19 protein-coding genes and 1 riboswitch are annotated in these 23497 nt (G+C 30.5%); of the genes, 11 read left to right on the top strand and 8 right to left on the bottom strand.

Translation table 11 applies throughout. The features are described from left to right. The first annotated feature begins 919 nt into the window (after nucleotides 1-919). Entirely contained in the window at nucleotides 920-3073 is a 2154-nt protein-coding gene (locus HN894_01545) for an elongation factor G (protein MBT7141992.1), read from the top strand. Between the two features lie 92 nt (nucleotides 3074-3165). On the opposite strand, the gene smpB is transcribed toward HN894_01545, so the two are convergent. Beyond that, the gene (gene smpB, locus HN894_01540) at nucleotides 3166-3615 is read right to left on the bottom strand and encodes an SsrA-binding protein SmpB (protein MBT7141991.1); all 450 of its coding nucleotides are present in this window, start codon (nucleotides 3613-3615) and stop codon (nucleotides 3166-3168) included. Nucleotides 3616-3687: 72 nt separating this feature from the next. Next, nucleotides 3688-4248, bottom strand: coding sequence for a DUF1282 family protein (locus HN894_01535; GenBank protein ID MBT7141990.1), 561 nt, complete (start codon nucleotides 4246-4248; stop codon nucleotides 3688-3690). A gap of 134 nt (nucleotides 4249-4382) precedes the next feature. Here HN894_01535 and miaA point away from each other — a divergent pair, with 134 nt between their 5' ends. From miaA to HN894_01520, 3 genes are all read left to right on the top strand, one after another. Further along, on the top strand, nucleotides 4383-5303 hold the full coding sequence (gene miaA, locus HN894_01530; GenBank protein ID MBT7141989.1) for a tRNA (adenosine(37)-N6)-dimethylallyltransferase MiaA: 921 nt from the start codon (nucleotides 4383-4385) through the stop codon (nucleotides 5301-5303). A gap of 159 nt (nucleotides 5304-5462) precedes the next feature. After that, complete coding sequence (locus HN894_01525; protein ID MBT7141988.1) at nucleotides 5463-5747, top strand: integration host factor subunit beta; 285 nt, start codon at nucleotides 5463-5465, stop codon at nucleotides 5745-5747. A gap of 622 nt (nucleotides 5748-6369) precedes the next feature. Beyond that, the gene (locus HN894_01520; protein MBT7141987.1) at nucleotides 6370-7923 is read left to right on the top strand and encodes an Rne/Rng family ribonuclease; all 1554 of its coding nucleotides are present in this window, start codon (nucleotides 6370-6372) and stop codon (nucleotides 7921-7923) included. A 109-nt stretch (nucleotides 7924-8032) separates the two neighbouring features. On the opposite strand, the gene HN894_01515 is transcribed toward HN894_01520, so the two are convergent. Further along, nucleotides 8033-10474 (bottom strand): TonB-dependent receptor, encoded by a 2442-nt coding sequence (locus HN894_01515; GenBank protein MBT7141986.1) that lies wholly within the window; start codon nucleotides 10472-10474, stop codon nucleotides 8033-8035. 38 nt (nucleotides 10475-10512) lie between these two features. Next, nucleotides 10513-10605, bottom strand: a riboswitch (TPP riboswitch). 155 nt (nucleotides 10606-10760) lie between these two features. Here HN894_01515 and HN894_01510 point away from each other — a divergent pair. Beyond that, on the top strand, nucleotides 10761-12869 hold the full coding sequence (locus tag HN894_01510) for a tetratricopeptide repeat protein (GenBank protein ID MBT7141985.1): 2109 nt from the start codon (nucleotides 10761-10763) through the stop codon (nucleotides 12867-12869). Between the two features lie 30 nt (nucleotides 12870-12899). Here HN894_01510 and HN894_01505 read toward each other — a convergent pair whose 3' ends face one another. The 3 genes from HN894_01505 to HN894_01495 form a co-directional block, all read right to left on the bottom strand. Then, the gene (locus tag HN894_01505; GenBank protein MBT7141984.1) at nucleotides 12900-13979 is read right to left on the bottom strand and encodes an ABC transporter permease; all 1080 of its coding nucleotides are present in this window, start codon (nucleotides 13977-13979) and stop codon (nucleotides 12900-12902) included. A 46-nt stretch (nucleotides 13980-14025) separates the two neighbouring features. Then, nucleotides 14026-15252, bottom strand: a complete 1227-nt coding sequence (locus tag HN894_01500) for a DoxX family protein (GenBank protein MBT7141983.1) — start codon at nucleotides 15250-15252, stop codon at nucleotides 14026-14028. A gap of 107 nt (nucleotides 15253-15359) precedes the next feature. After that, nucleotides 15360-15911: a DUF1599 domain-containing protein gene (locus tag HN894_01495; protein MBT7141982.1), complete on the bottom strand. Its 552-nt coding sequence runs from the start codon at nucleotides 15909-15911 to the stop codon at nucleotides 15360-15362. Between the two features lie 229 nt (nucleotides 15912-16140). On the opposite strand from HN894_01495, the gene folP reads away from it, so the two are divergent. The 5 genes from folP to HN894_01470 all read left to right on the top strand — a co-directional run bounded on the left by folP (nucleotide 16141) and on the right by HN894_01470 (nucleotide 20819). Continuing rightward, nucleotides 16141-16941, top strand: a complete 801-nt coding sequence (gene folP, locus HN894_01490; protein ID MBT7141981.1) for a dihydropteroate synthase — start codon at nucleotides 16141-16143, stop codon at nucleotides 16939-16941. Between the two features lie 95 nt (nucleotides 16942-17036). Beyond that, nucleotides 17037-17819: a TIGR00159 family protein gene (locus tag HN894_01485; protein ID MBT7141980.1), complete on the top strand. Its 783-nt coding sequence runs from the start codon at nucleotides 17037-17039 to the stop codon at nucleotides 17817-17819. Between the two features lie 22 nt (nucleotides 17820-17841). Further along, nucleotides 17842-18699: a mechanosensitive ion channel gene (locus tag HN894_01480; protein ID MBT7141979.1), complete on the top strand. Its 858-nt coding sequence runs from the start codon at nucleotides 17842-17844 to the stop codon at nucleotides 18697-18699. A gap of 95 nt (nucleotides 18700-18794) precedes the next feature. Further along, nucleotides 18795-19841 carry a hypothetical protein gene (locus tag HN894_01475; GenBank protein ID MBT7141978.1) on the top strand — a complete coding sequence of 349 codons (1047 nt, stop codon included), beginning with the start codon at nucleotides 18795-18797 and terminating at the stop codon, nucleotides 19839-19841. Between the two features lie 48 nt (nucleotides 19842-19889). Beyond that, nucleotides 19890-20819, top strand: coding sequence for a LysM peptidoglycan-binding domain-containing protein (locus HN894_01470; protein MBT7141977.1), 930 nt, complete (start codon nucleotides 19890-19892; stop codon nucleotides 20817-20819). A 43-nt stretch (nucleotides 20820-20862) separates the two neighbouring features. Here the strand turns inward: HN894_01470 and HN894_01465 are convergent, their stop codons facing one another. Together HN894_01465 and HN894_01460 are read right to left on the bottom strand one after the other, a co-directional pair. Continuing rightward, the gene (locus tag HN894_01465; protein MBT7141976.1) at nucleotides 20863-21924 is read right to left on the bottom strand and encodes a site-specific DNA-methyltransferase; all 1062 of its coding nucleotides are present in this window, start codon (nucleotides 21922-21924) and stop codon (nucleotides 20863-20865) included. 11 nt (nucleotides 21925-21935) lie between these two features. Further along, on the bottom strand, nucleotides 21936-22718 hold the full coding sequence (locus tag HN894_01460) for a restriction endonuclease (GenBank protein ID MBT7141975.1): 783 nt from the start codon (nucleotides 22716-22718) through the stop codon (nucleotides 21936-21938). Nucleotides 22719-23089: 371 nt separating this feature from the next. Between HN894_01460 and HN894_01455 the strand changes: the two genes are divergently transcribed. Next, nucleotides 23090-23419: a TetR/AcrR family transcriptional regulator gene (locus HN894_01455; protein MBT7141974.1), complete on the top strand. Its 330-nt coding sequence runs from the start codon at nucleotides 23090-23092 to the stop codon at nucleotides 23417-23419. Nucleotides 23420-23497: the final 78 nt, after the last annotated feature.

Raw genomic sequence — 23497 nt, 5'->3', positions numbered from 1 at the left:
GCTCAATGATATTGGTACCATTTGTTATTTCAATGCTATTCGACCAAATTGACATAAAATCAAAACGTCCGTATCCTGTCCAATATGAGTTGCAAGTTTCAGAAACTTGACCAAATTCTACACCCAGTCCGGTGAAAGTAACTGAAAGGTTTGTGCCAAGTACAAACACATTATTCGAAATTGCAATTGATGGATCTATATGAAAATAGTCGATACTTGTTACCGAACAACTACTTTGATAGCCAATTACTAAACTATAATCACCTACAGAATGACTTGCATCAAAGGCAAAGTCTGCCTCTATTTCTGTAGAACTTATAACATTTATTTGAACTGGAATGATATAAGAAACGTTGCCATAATTGGAGATATTCTGAACTAAAAATAAATTGGATGTATTAACATAATTGCAATTAAGACAAATACAAGAGGCATCATCCGAAAAATTCATATTATTAGATGTTATTGTGAGAGTAACATTTTCGCCTAAGCTTGAAGTACTCGGCGAAAATGAAAAAGAAAGCTGTGCATGAATGTTTGTAGATAAAATAGTTAATAAAAGAATAATCAACAAGTTTTCGAACATATTATTTGAAGTTTTCATAATTAATTTCTTAATATTAATATTTCAAGTAAACATTTAACAAGCATAAAAAAAGAGAGAAGTAATTTCGGTATTTCAAATTATCTATTAAGTGCAAAACAAAAATACCAACTCTCATGACAAATGTAATACTATTTTCTCAAATAATTTCAAAACTTGATCGTAACATTTTTTCTAAATTGGATAAAGAAAAGGCTAAATATTATTTTGAGGTGCTATGAAAAATAATTTGCCATAAGAAAAATAAAAGTATTTTTGTGGCGATTTATTGAAAATAAGTATAATACGATATATAAATTTAAAAATAAGTAAAGAATGAAAGTTTATGACTTCAACCAAATAAAAAATATTCTTTTAGTTGGTAATTCAGGTTCAGGAAAAACAACATTAGCAGAATCGATGCTCTTTGAAGGTGGCATTATTGACAGAAGAGGTGATGTTGAAAGTAAAAATACTGTCTCCGATAATAATACAATAGAACACGAAAATACAAATTCTGTATTTTCAACTATTCTATATACAAAATTTAAGGATTCGAAAATAAACTTTATCGATACTCCCGGAATGGACGATTTCGTTGGAGGAGTAATTTCTTCTTTAAGAATTATGGACACTGCCGTTGTCTTAATGAATGCCCAGAATGGAGTTGAAGTAGGTACCGAAATTGTTGGAAGACATCTAAAAAATTACAACAAACCTATGATGTTTGCTGTGAATCATTTAGATCACGACAAAACAAACTTTGAGCAAACTGTCGATCAACTCAAAGAAAGGTTTGGCAGCAATGTAATTCTTGCACAATACCCTGTCAATCAGGGAATAGACTTCGATACTGTAATTGATGTCATAAAAATGAAAATGCTAAAATTTTCAGATAATGGTAAAACCGAAATTTTAGATATTCCTGCCAACGAAAAAGAGAAGGCTGAAGAACTTCAAAGCGAGCTAATTGAAAAGGCTGCAGAAAATGACGAAAGTTTAATGGAGCTTTTCTTCGAAAACGATACTCTCACAGAAGATGAGATGCGAAAAGGAATAAAAGCCGGACTCATTCAGAGAGGTATGTTTCCAGTATTTTGTATTTCTGCAAAAAGCAATATGGGAGTAAATAGACTGATGGAATTTATTGACAATGTTGCCCCACTACCTTATGAAATGCCAACTCCCAAAAATGCAGAAGGAAACGATGTAGTTTGTGATAAAAGCGGCAATACTTCTTTGTTTGTTTTTAAAACATCGGTTGAGTCTCATATTGGAGAAATAAATTTTTTCAAAGTTATGTCGGGCGAAGTTTCGGAAGGAATGGACCTTGTAAATCAAAATAATTACACCAAAGAACGACTAAGCCAACTTTATGTAGTTGCCGGAAAAAACAGAACCAAAGTTGAAAAAATGGTAGCTGGCGATGTTGGTGCAACTGTGAAATTAAAAAACACAAAATCGAACCAAACACTTAATATTTCATCAGCAGATTTCACATACGATGCTATTGAATTTCCAAATCCAAAATATCGTTCAGCAATAAAACCACTCAGCGAAGGCGACGAAGAAAAACTTGGTGAAGCTCTTGGTAGAATGTCTCAGGAAGATCCAACATACCAAATTGAATATTCGAAAGAGTTGAAACAAATTATCATTCATGGCCAGGGAGAATATCACTTGAATATTCTAAAATGGCATTTAGATAATATATTCAAACTCGAAACAGAATTTGTAGCTCCAAAAATACCTTATCGTGAAACAATTACAAGAGTTGCACAATCAGACTACCGCCATAAAAAGCAATCTGGTGGAGCTGGTCAATTTGGCGAAGTTCACATGGTAATTGAACCATTTACGCCCGGAATGTCAAATCCTTCAAAATACAAAGCAAAAGATAAAGAAATTACGGTAAATGTGCGAGGTTTGGACGAACACGATATGCCTTGGGGCGGAAAATTGGTCTTCGTAAATTGCATTGTAGGAGGCGCTATTGATGCAAGATTTTTACCTGCCATACTGAAAGGTTTAATGGAAAAAATGGAAGAAGGGCCGCTTACAGGTTCCTATGCCCGCGATATCAGAGTTTGTGTTTACGATGGAAAAATGCACCCTGTTGATTCAAACGAAATATCTTTTAAACTTGCCGGAAGAAATGCTTTTAGTGTTGCTTTTAAAGAAGCAGGACCAAAAATTCTTGAGCCAATCTATCTTGTCGAAGTTTTGGTTCCAAGCGAAAGAATGGGGGATGTAATGAGCGACCTACAGGGAAGAAGAGGTGTTGTACAAGGAATGAGCAGTGAAGAAGGCTATGAAAAAATTACAGCAAAAATTCCTCTTGCCGAGATGAACAAGTATTCCACAGCTTTGAGTTCGCTTTCGCAAGGAAGAGCTATGTATTCGATGAAATTTTCAGAATATGCTCAGGTTCCTGGCGATATACAAATAGACCTGATTAAAGCATACGAAAAAGAGCAGGAAGAACAGTAGAATTGATAATTGATTAATAATTTAAAAAACCTCCAAAAATTAAATTTTTGGAGGTTTTTTTATTTGCAATTATTTCAAAGTATAGAAAAGAACTAATAAACTCTACCTCTATCCATATCTCTTTTCGCATCTTTTCGTTTCAGATCTTCTCTTTTGTCTCGTTTTCCCTTACCTCTCCCCAGAGCGATATCAACTTTTGCTAATCCATTTTCATTTATAAAGAGCCGAGTAGTTGTAATAGTAAAACCTTTTTCTTTAGTCTTTCGTTCGAGTTTTTTCAGTTCTTGCCTGTTTAGCAGCAGTTTTCTTTCACGCTTTGGTTCGTGATTATTGTAAGTACCATATTTATATTCAGCAATATGCATCCCCTTCACCCAAAGTTCTGATTTTTTGAAATAACAAAAAGCCTCAGCAATACTTGCTTTTCCATACCGTAAAGATTTAATTTCTGTTCCGGTAAGTATAATTCCAGCAGAATATTCTTCAACAATCTCAAATAAGTATTCTGCTTTCTTATTTTTAATATTTATTGTAGCCGACATGTATAAAGTTGTTTAGCTAAATCACTCTCAGTAAATTAAGACTTTTGAAATTTCGATTCATTTAAATAATAATTAATAAATTGGAATCATTTTAGTTAAAATCAATTTTATCAAATTGTTAACAACTACAAAAATTAAAATTGATACTATAACAAAACCCAGCTTTTTATCTTCTGGTGTATGAAGCATTGGAGTAATACCAAGCCAGAAAAGATATATTGAGTAAAAATAGAATATTTTTACAAAACCAAAAATGTCTGGGTGAATTCCAGAGACTATAATTGCTAAATAAATAGCTGTTGATGAATAAATTACAAGTTTAAATGACACATTAATATCTTTTCTTGAACCAAAACTTGGAGCTATTTCATTAATAGCAAAAGCAGAAATGTACATTCCAAGAAAATAAGTAACAAATACTGAAATGGCATTTAGAAAAGTATATAATAATGAGTACGTTCCAAACAGTGCAGTTCCCCCCAATGTAAATAATGCACCTACTCCTATCAAAGGAAGCGCATATTTTTTTATTAAATCATTTCTGTCAACTATTTCATTTTGAATTATTTTCCACTCTTTTGCAGGAATCGAAATAATCCCTTTCACCCTTTCTATAATAAATTTTAAATCCATTCTTAAATTATATTTAAATTGCCGACAAAAATATAATTTTATTACATTGCTGAATAGATAAATTTATTACTTTTTAGAAGAAGTGTTTATTTTTTTTATTTGAAACAAAAAGAAATTAATCAAAAGTAATTTTCATGAATACAAAATATAATCTAATAACAATTTTGGGAGCTACCGCTACGGGGAAAACTACATTAGCAGCAAATCTCGCATATATTCTTGGAAGTGAAATCATTAGCGGCGATTCACGACAAGTGTACAGAACAATGAATATAGGAACAGGAAAAGACTATGAAGATTATAAAATCGAAAATAAAGCTATTAAATATCATTTAATCGACATAAAAAATCCTGGTTATCAATATAGTGTTTTTGAATTTCAAAACGATTTTATCTCAGTATTTAAAAACTTGTCAGATATGAAAATATTACCAATTCTTTGTGGTGGTACGGGTTTGTATATCGAATCTGTTTTGAAAGAATACCAATTGATTGAAGTCCCCAAAAATGCAGAATTAAGACAAAACCTTGAAGAAAAGTCGCATAATGAATTAATAGAAATCCTTTCCTCAATGAAAAAACTTCATAACACTACCGACACAAAAAATGCAGAAAACCTAATCAGAGCCATAGAAATAGAATCATTCAATAAGTCTAATCCTAAATTAATATTAGAATTTCCTGAAATAAATTCTTTAAACATAGGAATAAACTATGATAGAGAATCTCGCAGAAAAAGAATCACAGAAAGGTTAGAATCACGCATGAAACAAGGGATGATAGAAGAAGTAAAAAGTATTCTTGAAAGCGGTGTAAGCGAAGAATCACTAATTGCTTATGGACTTGAATATAAATATATTACATACTATTTAGTTGGCAAACTTTCTTACGACAATATGTTCGCAAAACTAAATACCGAAATTCATAGATTTGCAAAACGTCAAATGACATGGTTCAGAAGAATGCAAAAAAATGGAACAAAAATTCATTGGATAGATGGTTATACGCCATTAGAAGATAAAATTCACTATGTAAAAGACTTACTAAAAAAATAATCTAATCATCAAAAAATTGCAATTCTGAGAAAAACTCCACTAAAATTATATGAAAATTATTGATAATGAATTTTTTATTAATAAAAATATATTTATATTTGCACCCTTGAAAATAAAAATTTTGATATAATATACTAATAACTTAATATTCGAAAAGACATGACAAAAGCTGATATTGTAAATGAAATTGCAAAAAATACAGGCGTTGAAAAGCTTGTTGTTTTAAAAGTTGTAGAAGCTTTTATGGAAACAGTTAAAGATTCTCTTGGAAAAGGAAATAATGTTTATTTAAGAAGCTTTGGTAGTTTTATTGTGAAAAAAAGAGCTGAAAAAACAGCCCGTAATATTTCTAAAAATACTACTATTGTAATTCCTGAACATTACATTCCATCGTTTAAGCCTGCAAAAACCTTTGTTTCCAAGGTGAAAGATAATATTAAATAATTATTCCCAAAATTTAAATATGCTTGTAAAAATTATCAAACATATTTATTATTCATTACATTAATTGATTGTTGAAAATAAAAATTTAGAGTATGCCAAGCGGTAAAAAAAGGAAAAGACATAAGATGTCAACGCATAAGCGAAAAAAAAGACTAAGAAAGAATAGACATAAAAAGAGAAAATAGTTTCATTTTTTAATATTTTTTTGTAACAAAATGATAAAAACCTAAAGGATAAAATTCTTTAGGTTTTTCCATTTGGTACAGTTGCAATTCAACAATCAAAATTTGAGAATAATTATGCGTTTCGGCATAAATAACTATTGAATCATAATTAGAAATAATTAAAGGTACCATTTCGATAGCTTGAAAATAGCTTCATATCTGAAATACCTTATTGAATTTCTTTTGCCTTTTACAAAGTCCAAATTCAAGTATAAATATTTATTTCTTGAAATTATCATAATTCATTGTCAATCTTAATGTTGAAATATATAAATTAGCAGATATTTTAAATGAAAAATAATTATTTAGAATAATATATTATATAGAAATAATTTCAGCAACAAATAGATAAATTAACTGAAAGAATAAACTTTCGGACAAACACTGAAGACGAAATTGTGAACAACGAATTAGTAATAGATGTAACTTCAAAAACCATTACCATAGCTCTATTAAAAGATAGAGATTTAATTGAATTAAACAAAGACAAACCCAACAAAAGCTTTTCTGTAGGCGATATTTACCTTGGCAAAGTAAAAAAACTTATGCCCGGGCTGAATGCAGCATTTATTGATATTGGATATAAACGAGATGCCTTTTTACACTATCTTGATTTAGGTCATCAGCTCCAATCATTCAATAAGTTAGTTTGGTTAGCAAACTCTTCGAAATACAAACTTCCGGCATTTTCTAAATTCAATCCTGAAGATGATATCGACAAAAACGGCAAAATATCTCAGGTACTTTCTGAAGGAAATATAATTTTAGTACAAATTGCAAAAGAACCAATATCATCTAAAGGTCCACGCCTTGGTGGTGAAATTTCCCTTCCGGGAAGGAATATTGTGCTTATCCCCTTCTCGAATAAAATATCAATCTCACAGAAAATTCGATCGCAAGAAGAACGACAAAGATTAAAAGAAGCTTTAAAAGGCATTGTACCAAACAACTACGGTATAATTGTCAGAACTGCCGCGAAAAGTAAAACAATTTCTGAAATTGATAATGAATTAAAAAATCTGATTTCGAAATGGGAAAAAGCATTGATAAAATTAGGAAGTGTTAAACCACCGGAGCTAATAATTGGCGAACTAAACAGAACCTCAACAATTCTACGTGATGTTCTAAATTCCTCATTTAATAGTATTTACATCAACGATGAAAGTACATATAAAGATGTAAGAGGTTTTATTGAAGATATTGCACCCGAAAAACAAAAAATTGTAAAGTACTATAACGGAAACGTCCCTATTTTCGAACAATTTGGGGTTGATAAACAAATAAAATCTCTTTTTGGTAAAACAGTTACAATTAAAAACGGAATTTATCTTGTAATTGAACATACAGAAGCATTGCATGTTATTGATGTAAATAGTGGAAACAGATCGAAAAATACAGAAAGTCAAGAACTTAGTGCTATTGAAGTAAATCTCGAAGCTGCCGATGAGATTGCCCGACAATTGCGACTTAGAGATATGGGTGGAATAATCGTTATTGATTTTATTGATATGCGAGAATTAGCTCACCGCAAACAACTGTACGCTCGCATGAAAGAAATTATGGCGGAAGATCCGAGTAAACATAGCATTTTGCCACTAAGCAAATTTGGAATAATGCAAATTACTCGACAACGAGTGCGCCCCGAAATGAATATCAAAACTGTTGAAAAATGTCCAACATGCAAGGGAAGCGGCGAAATAAAAGCTAGTATTCTTATTGTTGACGAAATTGAAAATAATTTGAAATATATTGCCAAAAACAGACCATATTCTTCAAAAATTACCTTAAAAGTTCATAATTTTATTTCTGCTTACCTTACAAAAGGTTTTTGGTCATTAATCAGAAAATGGCGATTTAAGCATAAAATTAGAGTAAAACTTCAGACTGTTTCATCATATGGTTTTTTAGAATATCATTTTACTGACTCAAACGGGGACGAGATTATTCTATAATTTTTGCTTGTTCTTTTTAATATGTGAAGTTCGAAATATTCCGCTGATTTCGCTGATTTATTTCTGCATATTTCTGCAAAACAGCCACAGCATAAAATAAAACTCAATTCTAAAAACTGAGTTTTAAACTTAATAGGAAATTTGTTCCGGCTTGTGGAAAATATGTTAAATTATTAGAATAATACCTATCTCCAGTTTCCCAATCAGACCAATACTGACGATAAACACTTGCATAGCTTTCATATTCAACATTGAGAATATTATTTATAAGTACAGAAATTTCAATTTTTTCAATGAGCTTAGATTGAAGAACATATCCAATTTTAAGATTATTTAAAAAGTATGAATCTAATTTACGACTTTCATCTGAGGTATTATCAACAAACTGTTCGCCAACATACTTCGAAATAAGTGAAACATTCATTCCTTTAAAAATTGAATACGACAATTTGCTGGCAGCAACAATTTCCGGCGAAAAAGCAATATTTGTCTTTTCATAATCAGTGCTTACATATTCTGGTGGCCAGTAGTCCCAATCTACAACTTTATCGCTATAGTCTAAAATCTTATTTTGACTATATGTTGCATTCATATCCCATCTCAGCTTACTAACTGGTTTCCATGCCATTGAAATTTCGATACCGGAACGGAAACTCTCCTTAACATTTTCCATTACCGGATTTCCAACATCGTTCAATTGACCTGTTAATACGAGTTGATCTTTATAATTCATGTAAAATAAATTTGAGCCAAACGAAAAATCTTTAGTATGAAATTTATACCCAAACTCCCAATCATTCAAAGTTTCGGCTTTTGGTTCGGCCTGTCCTGGTTCCAAATCAATAAAATTTCCCCTATTTGGTTCTCTGTTCGCTATTGAATAAGACAAAAACAGATTCTGCTTATTACTAATTTCATAAAATAAGCCAATCTTCGGATTAATAAAATTGAATGTATGTTCTTGAGAAATATCTCTTAAATCGTCATCAATTCCATTAATTTCATATTCAATATTTCGGTACTGCAAGTCTCCGTATAAATTCAGTTTTTCGGCAAACTGATAGTTTATTTTTCCAAAAATATTGTAGTCCGACTTTTCTCCAACATTGTTATACCACTCATGGTTTATGCTTGAATTGCTTGCAAATTGTGCCCAAATTAATCTCCCAAAATGTTTTCCTTCATATGTATTTACGGATCCTCCAATTGTAGCATCAACAAGATTTTTTTTATAATTTACAGAATATGTTAGACCATAGAAATCGTTGTCGAGATATTTTCTTCGTATCAAATCGGTACGTTTTATATAACCGTCTTCGAAATATTCCGGATTGATTCCCATCAAATTTTCAATTATTGAGTCGTTGCCGACAAAAATTGGCTCTAAACCATAATCAGAAAATTTTTTGGCTTCCTTAAATTGTTCGTAATAGCCCTCCCCTTTTGTATAATGAAGTGCAAGGTTCAAATTCAAATTCTGATTTATTTGTTTTGAATAGAAAACCTGCAAGTGATCTTGTTGGTAATTATCCGTTTCATTATCATAAAAATATGAATTATAAGTTCTGTTTGTATCAATAACTTCTTCAGGAACGCCCCACCAAGCCTGATATGTTTTCTCTTTCCCGGACATTAGATTTATCCTGAAAATACTTTTTTTTCCATAATAAGCTCCCGAAAGATAAAACGATTGTAAATCGGAAAATGCCCTATCAATATATCCATCAGATTTAATTTTCGAAAACCGAGTTTCAACAACAAATTTGTTATCAATTAAACCTGTTCCGACCGATACAGAGTTTTTAAAAGTATTGAAAGAACCGGCTACAGAATTAATTTTTGCATATGGTTTTTCATTCAAGGAATTTGTTTGAAAATCGACAGAAGCACCAAATGCAGACGAACCGTTTGTTGAATTCCCAACACCGCGCTGAATTTGTATATTTTCAACTGAACTTGCAAAATCGGGCATATTCACCCACCAAACTCCGTGCGATTCGGGATCATTCAGTGGAATTCCATTCACTGTAATATTTATCCTGTTCATGTCAGTTCCTCGAATACGAAAACTTGTATATCCAATTCCACCACCGGCATCGGAACTTGAAACTAATGATGGAGTCAATTCCAAAATGTATGGAATATCCTGACCGTTGTTGTTTTCTTCAATTTCCTGTTTGCTAACTTTTGTATATGATGATGATCCCTTTGATGAAATTCGAATCGCTTTAACCACAATTTCGTCTGACAACACCGATGAAGAACTCAAAGTTATGTCAACAGATATATCCACCAAAACAGAAATTTTCTTCCTAAATTCATTATAACCTAAGTACGAAACAAGCAAATTATAATCACCATTTTTTACATCTATAAACCTAAACTTTCCCTCTAAACTTGTGGAAGTTCCGTAGAATGTATTTTCCAAAATCACATTTGCTCCAATTAGTGCATTTCCTTTTTCATCGGTAATTTTACCGGTGATATTTGATTGTGAAAATCCGAAAAAGAACAAAAAAAATAAAAAATTAACGAATAATAGTTTTTTCATTACAACAAAAATTAAGTTCAACAAATATTGTAATGAGGTTGTTCATATCTTGTTCCCTACGCCGGCATTACCCGTTTCAGGTTCAAAGGGTATGATCTCAGCCATAAAATTAAGCACCCCATTTCTGATGCAAAGTAACTAAATATTTCCAAAAAAAAACGAAATAATAAGATTTGTATCATATGTATTAACATTTTACAAGCAAAATTAATATTGTACTAAATATTCGATATTGGTAGGCCTAAATAATTTTTGTAATTTCGCCATGCTTAATTATAGATGTTTTATGAAGAAATTTATTCCATTTATTGCCATTGCTATTATTCTTATAATAGATTTTTCTATTTTCAATGATTTGATAGGATCAGAAAAACCAAATTTATCAAAATCATTTATTGTATTATTTAGTATTCCATTGCTAACTTTAATATTTGCACAAATAAAACACAAAAGCTTAATAGCCCTAAAATACTCATACTTTTGGCTGGCAGGAATTCTAATCACAAGTATTATTTCTTTTTATCCTGCAATTTTTGCAAGTTTCACAAATTGGGACGATCCTTCATATGTACTTCAAAATCAATTAATCCGGAATCTGTCTTTTGAAAGTATAAAAAAAATATTTTCAAGTACTTTCAATGGAATGTATCAACCACTCACAATGCTATCATTTTCAATTGATTATTATTTTGCTAAAAATCAGGCTTGGTTCTACCATTTCATAAATATTGCATTACATTTGATAAACACAATAGCAGTTTTTTGGTTATGCAAAATGCTTTTTAAAGAATTAAAAATTGCAATTATTGTTGCTTTTTTATTTGCAATACATCCTATGCACGTAGAATCAGTTGCATGGATAACAGAAAGAAAAGACCTGCTTTACTCGCTTTTTTTCCTTTTGTCAATCAATACATATATCAAATATTTAAAGGAAGAATCAAAAATATTTTATTTCATTTCACTTGCTTTATTTGTCTTTTCATTGTTCGTTAAATCTCAGGCTGTTACACTGGCGCTTTGCATTATTGCAATAGATTTTTTCTTAGATCGAAAACTATTTTCCTTCAAAGTAATATTAGAAAAGGCTCCATTTCTAATCTTAGCTATAATTTTTGGTATTTTTACTATTTATTTTTCTGAAGGAGAAGAAACACAATATTCTGTATTTGAGAAGTTTATATATGCCGGATATGGGTATTTTATATACATTTTTAAACTAATAATTCCAATCAATCTATCAGCAATTTATCCATACCCCGACCAAATTCCATTTTATTATTATATTTTGACAGCATTATCTTTGGGAATATTGAGCTCAATAATTTATTTTTATAAAAAAGACAAATTACTAACTTTTGGCTTGCTCTTTTTTACGATAAATATTGTTCTATTGCTGCAATTTTTCCCTAATACATATTCCATTATTTCAGATAGATATTCATATATTTCCTCCATAGGTATTTTTGTATTGATTGCATATTTATATTTATTCATTGAAAAGAAAAAGAGGAAAATTCTTTTAACAACAAAGGTTATTTTGTCAGTCTATATTTTAGTTTTATCAGTAGCTTGTATAAACAGAACAAAAGTTTGGGAAAATAGCTTCAGTTTGTGGGACGACACCATTAAAAAACATAAGAATAGTCCAGAAGCATGGAGCAATAGAGCGTATGCTTTTTTTGAAATGAAAGAATACCAAAAAGCATTGAATGATTATAATAAAGCAATTCGTTTGGATTCGAAGAATTATCAATTTTATTTAAATCGAGGGATAACATTCACACAGGCACGCGATTATAAAAATGCAATACAAGATTACAATAAAGCTCTAACGCTTGCCCCTGACAATGCTGAACTTTATCTAAATAGAGGCAATGTTAAAAACTTTCAAGGCAAGCCGGAAGAAGCAATAAAAGATTTTAATATTGCTATTGAAAAGGACAGAAATAACCCAAAAACATGGCTAAGTCGTGGTGCAATAAATGCAAACTTAGGGAAACACAATGATGCAATTTCAGATTTTAATATCGTAATAAATCTGTCGCCACTAGACCCTGTAGCATATATGAACAGAGGATTGTCGTTTGCCAGACAAGGCGATTTTAGGAATGCTATTGTTGATTTTAATAAAAGTATCGAAATTGAACCAAAGCTTGCACAATCGTACATAAACAGAGGTTTCAGCTATTACAATCAGCAAAATTATCATGCAGCTATTAAAGATTATAATAAAGCCTTAACTTTAAATCCAAATAGTGCCATTGTTTTTATGAACCGTGGTCGGGCTTTGATAAAATTAGAAAGGTTTAACGAAGCTTGCAACGATTTAAATAATGCATATAATTTGGGTATTAAAGATGCTCAGGCTTTGATGCAACTATATTGTAACTAACCGGTTTTGTGCTTTCTTTTTAATCCCTTGCTACATTAATTTCACTCTCGGATCTAATCTCTTATAAATCAAATCGACAATAATATTTGTCAAAATAAATATTAGCGAAATAAATATCACACAGCCCATTACAATTGGCAAATCGTATTTATTAAGTGCATCTACAATAATGTATCCCAAGCCTTTCCAGCCAAAAATATATTCAATAAAAACAACTCCTGCCATCAATGAGGCAAACCAGCCTGAAATTGATGTTAATACAGGATTCAAAGAATTTTTTAAAGCATGTTTACGAATAATCCGCACATAACTAAGTCCTTTTGCTTTGGCTGTTCTTATATAATCCTGCTCAAGAACTTCAAGTAGAGAATTTCTCGATAATTGCAAAATAATAGCCAATGGACGAATTCCCAATGTAAAAGCAGGCAAAATCAAATTTTTTAATTGTAAAAATTCGCCTTCGCCAAAATCGTCAATTACATAAAGATTTCCGGTCAGATTCAATCCTGTATATTTTCCCAAAACAAAAGCAAAAATCCAACCAACCAGTATTGCTGCAAAAAATGATGGCAGGGACATTCCAAATGCAGATAAAACCAACAACGACCTATCGTACCAACTATCCTTTTTGATGGCTGCAATAATTCCAAAAAATATTCCAACTATGCTTGCAAAAAACATTGCTGAAAATGCTAATATGAACGTGTTTAAAAAACTAGAAGAAATTATTTCTGAAACGAATTCTTTGCTCTGATACGATCTTCTTAAATATGGAGCTTTCAGAATAATTACATTATCAGAAATTTTGAATAGTTCAAAACGCTTTTTATATTTCTTTTTGTCAAGAAAAAAATAGCTGTTTTTATCCTTAAAATTAAAAATGGAAAGTGGAGAAACATCGTTCAAATATTTAAGATATTGCCACTGAATAGGTCTATCCGTACCAATATCTTTCCTTATCATTTCAATAGAATTATTGTCGGCTCTTTGTCCGAGCATTAGTCTTGCAGGATCGCCCGGCAATAAATTAAATAGAAAAAAAACAAGCGAAACAACTCCAAATAAAACTAATATTCCATATAGGATTCGTTTGATTATAAAATAAAACATTCATTTTTTTTGAACTATAAAATCAATATAATAAATTGATTTTAAATTATTTACGAACCTTAAAAAAATTAATCAAAACAAATAAACTCAAAACTAAAAACAGTGATAAACCGAGGCTTATTCTAAACAGATTTTCATTTTTTTGTCTATATTTTTTGAGAAAATATGACAGAAAATTATCATTAAATTCTTCAACTTCCGGTATGTCGTTGTAATGAAATTTTCCGAGAATAACACCACTTTTTAACAGAACTAATCCCGGATTTGAGCGGATAATTGTTTTTAAGGTAATTTCATCTGTATTGTAAAATTGGTAGTTTGCTCCAGTATTATCAACAAAGTCATCAATCTCCGATGTTGATGATGTTAAACAAATAAAATTGTGATTGTTAGCGAGGCAATAGTCCGAAAGTTCATTAATTTTTTGTTGAGAGGAAATATCCGATTCTGTAAGATCATATGAAATTAACAAAAAAGTATATCCTTCATCAGCCAAAACTATATCCGTAATTACCTCCCCATAAATAGATTGAATATCGAAATCGTGAATTGGTGGGTGATAACCTTCTTTTATTAATTCGTTTTTAGTATCTTTCCAGGACCAGGTAGAATCGGGCAAGTTGCTAAGCGAGAATTCCTTTTCTGTCGCATCTTTTTCATAGATAAAAGTTGTTTCGTATTCATCTATGGGTGCACCTTCAGGGACGATCATTCCCTCAGAAATATATGTTCCTGTCTTATAAGGTCGGTAGTCGATAATGGGCAAATGCTTGTACGAAAATATCGAAGTACTTGTCATTATCATCACAAAGATGACAACTACTGACCATTCGGCTAAGAAATTATATTTTTTAATAAAATTTTTCCTCTGGTAAAAAGCGAAAATTGTTGGTATCAGAATTACTATATTTTTCCAAAAAGTTTGCCAGTTTGTCAAAATTAGTGCATCTCCAAAACAACCACAATCTGTTACAGGATTTGCTATTGCCAGATAAAAAGTTAGTGGAGTAAAAACTGCCATAAACAACACGGTTGCCAGTGTAGCATGTTTCATTCTCACTCCAAAAAACATCGAAATCCCAATCACAAACTCTGCTGTACTTAAAAATATAGCTAGTGGAAGAGCAAAAGAATCCAAAAATCCTAAACCGAAGGCTTCAAAATAGTCAATAAATTTATATGTTGAGCCAAGCGGATCAATTCCTTTTACAAATCCGGAATAAATAAAAACAATTCCAATAAATATTCTGCTTATAAATCTTAAAAATCGCATCTTTTTTAATTTTCTATTTATTATTTACTATTTCATGTAAGATTTTAGCTTTTGGTTGTTGGCTAAAGGCAAATAGCTAAAAGCTAATAGTCATTCATAATTCATAATTATTTCTTATCCTGTTCCAATTCAATTTTTATGAGAGCAAAAACAGAATAATTTATCATATCGAAATAATTAGCATCTATTCCTTCTGAAATCAAAGTTTGCCCCATATTATTTTCAATTTGTTTTGTACGGTTTATTTTCATCAAAATCAAATCGGTATATGAACTTACACGCATACTTCGCCATGCTTCGCCATAATCGTGGTTTTTATCAATCATCAAATTTTTGGCTCTAAGGAAGATTTTTTTGTATAAATCTCTCGCTTTGTTAATCGGCAAATCGGCTTTTTCAGAAATTCCTAATTCAAGCTGAATTAATCCGATGATTCCGTAATTTATTATCCCAATAAATTCGTCCTTTTGCCCTTCATCAATTTTCTTTTCGCCAATTAATTCAATGCTTCTAATTCTGTTTGCTTTGATGTAAATCTGGTCTGTAACAGAACTTAATCGCAAAATTCGCCAGGCAGTTCCGTAGTCTTGTAATTTTTTTACAAAAACCTCTTCACAGATTTTTATTATTTCGTCAAATTGTTCGTTCGTTTTGCTCACTTCAAAAATGATTAAATAAAAAACAAAAGTACCATTATTAAACATATGTGAATTATAAATATTTTAAATTTGCAGATTATAGAAGATAATTTTAATTTTTTTTAACAATTGAAAATTGATTGCAAAAAATAACAAAAAACTGAATTATAGTAGTTCAGAAAGTTTTTTCTCACATACATACACTATCAACTGCAATGGACAACTGATTGACCTTTCGTCGCCAATTGTTATGGGAATTTTGAATGTTACGCCGGATTCTTTCTACGATGGCGGAAAATATTCGAATGAAAAAAGTATTCTATCTCATACCGAAAAAATGCTCGAAGAAGGAGCAACAATTATTGATATTGGAGCAAATTCTACACGCCCCGGTTCCGAATTTATTTCAGAATCTGATGAACTTACCAGACTTATGCCTGTTTTGGAAATTCTTAGAAAAAACTTTTCTGACACAATATTTTCTATCGATACTTTCCGTTCCAATGTAGTTGAAACAATCACAGAAAATTTTGGAGATTTTATTATAAATGATATTTCTGCCGGCACTTTCGATAACAAAATGTTTGAAACGATTGCAGAAAAACAACTTCCATACATATTGATGCACATTCAGGGACAGCCCAAAAACATGCAGAAAAATCCTACATATAAAGATATATCGAATGAAATATTAAAATATTTTAGCGAAAAAGTAGACAAATTAAAAATTCTCGGTGTAAACGATATAATTGTTGATCCTGGTTTCGGATTTGGCAAATCGCTTGAACATAATTACGAATTGTTAGATAAATTAGATAATTTCAAAATTCTTGAATTACCTATTTGCGTGGGATTTTCGAGAAAATCGATGATACACAAACTACTTAATATTTCGCCAAATGAATCACTGAACGGAACAACAGTGCTTAACACAATTGCTGTGCAAAATGGTGCTTCAATTCTGCGAGTTCACGATGTAAAAGAAGCTTTAGAAACAATCAAAATATTTAATATGTTTAAAAATACGAGTTTAGAAATTAGTAATTCTTAAATTTACAAGTTAAAAATGTACATAATTCTTAAAATAAAACTCGCTAAAAAAAAGAAAGCCATATTTCTGTTTTTCAATTTCAAATTTCCTGCTATATGCTCACACTTTTCATTTCAATAAGATTTTTCGATATTCTTGATGTATTATTAACTGCGTTTTTGCTCTATCAGTTATATATGTTAATTCGTGGAACTGTTGCCATAAATATTTTCATTGGAATATTTTTAGTTTACCTAATGTGGCTCATAGTAAAAGCTTTTAACATGGAGCTACTTAGCTCAATATTAGGGCAATTTATTGGAGTTGGTGTAATAGCCCTGATCATTGTTTTCCAGGAAGAACTCCGGCGAGCTTTACTAATGATTGGGACAAAATACTTTTCTAATAGTAAGTTTTCTTTTTCGAGATTGCTACCAAATATAGTACAAGATCAGCACAATCTTAAAGTTCGATCTATTGTTAAAGCCTGTCGAGCAATGTCGATATCGAAAACAGGAGCTCTAATGGTGATAGAAAAACGAACAAAATTATCTTCCTTAATTCAATTAAAAGATGTTATAGATGCCACTACTTCGAGCAGGCTTATTGTAAGTATCTTCAACAAAACCAGCCCATTGCACGATGGAGCAATAGTAATTCGCGGAGAAAAAATTCTTGCTGCACGCTGCGTTTTACCACTCACCGAAAAAGAATTGCCTCCCGAATTCGGTTTGCGGCATAGAGCCGGAATTGGCATTTCTGAAAAATCGGATGCTATGGTAGTAATTGTTTCTGAGGAAACCGGAAATATTTCGGTAATAAAATCAGGAAATCTGAATACCAAATTAGATTACAGCGAACTTACAGAAATTTTAGAACAGGAATTTATTTCAAATTAATATATGTTTTTATAAAATATTTATGAAAGACATTTTAGAATATAAAATTATAGAAGCCGATAATTTTAACCTCACAATTTATCATGTTTTAATAATTATTGCTACAATTCTCGTTACCAGAATTTTACAACTAGTTTTTAAAAAATTATTAAAAAAAACCTCCTCGAAAGCTAAAATTGATGCTAAAAAAAGCAATTCCATATATCAAATTGTGAGATATACACTTTGGGTTATTGCTATCAGTATTATGCTCGACACAATTGGGATAAATATTACAATTCTTATTGCAAGTTCGGCAGCTCTGTTGGTTGGTTTGGGGCTTGGTATCCAACAAATTTTTAATGATATTGTATCCGGTGTTTTTCTACTTTTCGAAGGACGCTTGAAAGTTGGCGATATAGTTGAACTTGACGATGTTGTGGGGAAAGTGAAATTAATCGGACTCCGCACATCGCTCGTTGAAACACGAGATAATATAGTTATGATTATTCCAAATTCGCGATTTATAAACGAGAACGTAATTAATTGGAGTCATATTGAAAAAAAAACCAGATTTTCTATAAATGTTGGGGTTGCATACGGAAGTGATGTGAAATTAGTGGAACACATTTTATTAGATTGTGCAAGTTTTCATAAAGATATTCCCAATGAGCCAAAACCATTTGTCAGATTTAATGATTTTGGAAATTCATCGCTCGATTTTCAACTATTTTTTTGGACACATAAATCTTTTCGTGTTGAAAATATAAAAAGTGATGTTCGATTTACGATAAACGACAATTTCAAAAGATATAATATTGTTATTCCATTTCCTCAAAGAGATTTGCATATTAAAAACTCACAAACTAAAAATGAAATGGCAACTCCTAAAGATATTTAAATTATGGTTTTTCGAATAGTTTATTCATTGATTTAAATATAAAAACGCTCAATAAAAAAATATTCAACACTCAATGTTCAATAAGTAATTAACAAATGACAAAACATTATTCTTTTGATTTTCAATATTTAAACCTAATTTTCCTATTATGGTTTTTTGTATTTTGTAGTTGTGAAAAAGAAAATGATATTTCAACAATTGAAAAATTCGATAAAGGAGTTTTTGTTTTAAATGAAGGAAACTTTCAATGGGAAAATAGCTCGGTTTCCTTTTATTCTAAAAACTCGAAAGAAGTTAGCAATCATATTTTTTATAATAGAAACTTAAAAAAACTCGGAGATGTTGCTCAATCAATGTCTATTTACGATTCGCTGGCATGCATTGTAATCAATAATTCGCAAAAAGTTGAAATAGTAAAAATCAACAATTTCGAATCTGTAGGAACAATTATTGGCTTTGTTTCTCCCAGACATATTCAAGTTATCAATAATGAAAAAGCCTATGTAACAGATTTGTATAGCAATTCAATTCAAGTTGTAAATCTTGAACAAAAGCAAATTGCATCGGAAATAAATTGCAATGGCTGGTGCGAACAAATGCTATTTTTCCAAAATGAACTTTTTGTAGCAAATATTGGAGGTAATCAAATTTTAAAAATAGATGTTTATACTAATTTAATAATCGATTCTTTAGAAACTTCAGCTGCACCAAACAGTATCGTAATTGACAAAAATGAAAAAATATGGGTACTTTGCGGAAATATTTATGGGAAAAGTGGGAATGCCAAATTAATTCGATTTAATCCTACCAATATGGAAATTGAAAAATCATTTCTCTTCCCTGAAACCAATTCTTCGCCAACAAATTTGAATACTAATGGTGTGAGAGATACATTGTTTTTTGCTGATGGAGATATTTTTAGAATGTCTATTTATGATGACAATTTACCTAAATCAAATTTTATTTCGGCAAACAAAAACAATATCTATGGCTTAGGGCTTGATCCTGAAAATTCCGATATATATTTTTCTGATGCAAAAGATTACCTTCAAAATGGGATTATTTACAGATATTCTTCCTCCGGTTCAAAATTAGATTCGTTCGCAGTTGGAATAATTCCGCAGTTTTTTTGTTTTAATTAATTGAAATTTGAATTTTGCAGCCATTTTGATATTAAACAATAATAAATTATGAAAAGAATATTTTTGATATTAATAATAGTTTCCATCCAAGTTTTTGCTTTTTCGCAAAAAATTACCCGACATGATTACATTGAGAAATATAAAGAAATTGCCATCAAAGAAATGAAACGAAGTGGTATTCCAGCGAGCATAACTCTTGCTCAGGGACTGCTAGAATCTGACAATGGAAACAGCAAACTTGGGCGAAAAGCTAATAACCATTTCGGTATAAAATGCCATAGCAGTTGGACAGGAAAAAAAATGTATAAAGACGATGACAAAAAACACGAATGCTTTAGGAAATATAATTCTGTAAAAGAATCATACGAAGACCATAGTGAGTTTTTGAAAAAACCAAGATATTCTGCTTTGTTCGACTTAGAAATTACTGATTATAAAGGATGGGCAAAAGGTTTGAAAAAAGCCGGTTATGCAACAAATCCAAAATATCCTCAGCTTTTGATTACAATAATTGAAGATAACGAACTTCACAGATTTGATGAAGAGAAATACCAATCGAATGACAATGAATTAGTTGCAAAAAACAAGACAAAAAAAAGTAAAAACAAACTATCCTCTTCATCGAAAAGCAGAAAAATTAAAACTTACAATCGCGTAAAATATATTGTAGTAAAAAAAGGAGACACATTTGCAAAAATCAGTAAAGACCTCGGACTAATGAGCTGGCAACTAACAAAATATAACGAAACCACCACAAACGCCAAACTCGTGGAAGGACAAAAATTATACATTCAGCCAAAAAGATCGAAAGCCGACAAAAAATACGAATTTCATAAAGTGAAAAGCGGAGATACCATGTATTCTATCTCTCAAAAATATGGAATAAAACTCGACAAACTATACAAAAAAAACCTTATGGCCAAAGGCAACGAGCCAAAAGTTGGAAATAAAATTTGGCTTAGGAAGCAGAAGAAGTGAGTTTTTTCTCTTTAAAACCAATATCAATATTTGAGATATTAAGTTAAAACTGAGAATTAATAAGTTGTGTTTCTTTCATTTCAACAAATTCATATTCAGGTTTTTTTACAAATAAGTCTGCAACGATTGTATCCATTTTATTTATGGTAGCTCGAATTGCCAATTCAGAATTATCAATACCAATCCATTTCCTTTTCAGCAAATGTGCTGATTTTAAAGTAGTTCCCGAGCCACAAAAACAATCTAAGACAATACTATTTTGATTTGATGATGTTTGAATAATCAAATCTAACAAAGCTTGATTTTTTTCGGTTGGGTAAGTTGGATATTGCGGATCTTTAAACTCCCAAATATCTTGAACTCTTTTACCATCTTGTTGGTCAGCATATATTTTTTTTCTCGGATTGCCTGTAGAAGACCATTCTATCAAGCCTTGTTTATCCCATTTTTCCAGTGTTTCAACGTCTGTTCTCCAATGTCGTCCTTTTGGTGGCAGTAGTCCCTTAAATGCCTGCGATGATTTACCGTTTAGAGTTTCTCCCGGTGCATGAATAGGAACTGTCGTATATCTTCTACCTCCATTTTCTAACTTTGAAAAAAGTTTAGTTTTATCATTTTCGCTATAAGGCTCTTTTGGTTCGTTCCAAATTGGTTTTTTAGTTTTTGAATAAAAAAGTATTAAATCTTTCATATTACCATATCCAACTCTCTTAAAGTTTTTAGGATTACATTTAACCCTAGTAATGTCATTTCTGAAATTATCAATACCAAAAACTTCATCCATCATTATTTTCACATAATGACCAATTTTATAATCTATGTGTAAATATATCGATCCTTGTGTTGAAATTAATTCTCTTAATAAAACCAACCTTTTTTTCAAATATTCTATAAATTCAGTTCCTCTAATTTTATCAGAATAAGCAATTTGACCATTTCTGGAATTACTGATTGTGGTAGCTCTACCATCGGTAATTGTGAAGTTTCCATTTGTTGCAAATGGGGGATCAATATAAATCAAATCGATTTTACCCTTAAGATTACGATCTTTAATCAACAAATCTAAGGCTTCAATATTTTCTCCTTTTATCAATATATTTTCCATAAGAAATTGATTTAAAGTTGATATAAAAAATCACGCAAAATCAATGCACTCAAAATATTATGATTTTTATAAAGTTCGGTAATTGATTTGTGCATTTTACTTTGTCCTTTAATATAAAGAACACCATCTAATACAGCAATTTTAATAGCTTTAACACCTTTTGATTCTATTGTATTTATTGCATCATTAAACTGAGCATTTTGATGGCCACCAAAATCAGTCAAAAATTTTGCTTCTCCAATAACATATTTTCCGTTAAACCTTGCCACAAAATCAAGCCCTTTGTCATGTTTATAATTTAGATGTTCGCTGGCAAAATTCATCATTGCATTATCGCTTGCGTCAAGAATTGCATCATCATTATTCGATAAAAAATCATCTAATAAAACTGGCTGTATTCCCAACGACTTAGTATTTAACCATTCTTTAAACATTGGTCCAATTTGTCGATTGGTTTCTTTTGGTTCTGAGCATCTTTCAAATATTTTATCTAATCCCATTTCGTATAATCGACCACTAATCCGATTGATTGTTTTAGGATTTCTTTCAATAGCATTTTTATCTCTCTTAAGATAAGCAATATAACTATCTTTTATTGGGAATAAATCAAGTTTAAGTAGTTCTTTAATCAACAAGATATTGTTTTTCTTTATAAACGCTTTTTCAACATCGTTCCAAACATCTTCATTTATATCTCTAATCCCATCTGGAATAGTTGGATAAACTTTAAATAAGTCGTCCAAATAAGAACGCTGGTTTGCATAGTCTATACTCAATTTTATCCATTTATTCATTCTATCATATTTTTACTTTCAAGCCTATATTCAAAAAATCTAATACAAAGATTTTGTTTACAAAATTAAAAATTATATTTAGATATTTTATATTATTGCCATAGTGTTAGTAAACTACATATACTATTCTTCCTCCTCAATCTCCTCATCTTCATAATAATCGAGAATTTCGTACTGCTCGTTAAATCGTCTATAAACATTTTGTTTATGAGGTCTGTAATTCAGCTAAATACATTTACTATTAAAGAAAATAGAAAAAAAATTACAAAATAATTTGGAAGTTAGTAAATGCTAACTAACTTTGCAACGAATTAATTTATGAAATTATTAAATAATGAAACTGTAGAAATGCAAACAGAGAGGCAAAAGAGATAGTTGAAGTAGCTTTAGAATTAATTGCCAATAAAGGAATACAAGGATTGACAATAAAAAATCTTGCAAAAAAAATAGGTATTACCGAACCAGCAATTTACAGACATTTTGATAGCAAAATTCATATCCTAATTACTATACTTGATCTATTCAAAAAAAATAATGAGCTAATATTTAGTAATGAATTAAATACTAAAAATGCAATAGATAAAATCGAATATTTATTTTCAAAGCATTTTACTACTTTCTCAATGAAGCCATCATTAGTATCAGTTATTTTTTCAGAAGAAATATTTAGCCTGCATAATTCACAAAAACAAGCAAAATGATGTTAATATTCTGTAATACAGACAAATGCAAGCTTTGATAAAAAACATTAATTTTTTAAATAAAAATGGAGTTCATGT

The sequence above is a fragment of the Bacteroidota bacterium genome (genome assembly GCA_018692315.1).
In the GTDB taxonomy this organism is placed as follows: Bacteria; Bacteroidota; Bacteroidia; order Bacteroidales; family JABHKC01; genus JABHKC01.
The sequence above is the reverse complement of the archived record's forward strand: the minus strand, read 5'-3'. Positions and strand labels throughout refer to the sequence as shown.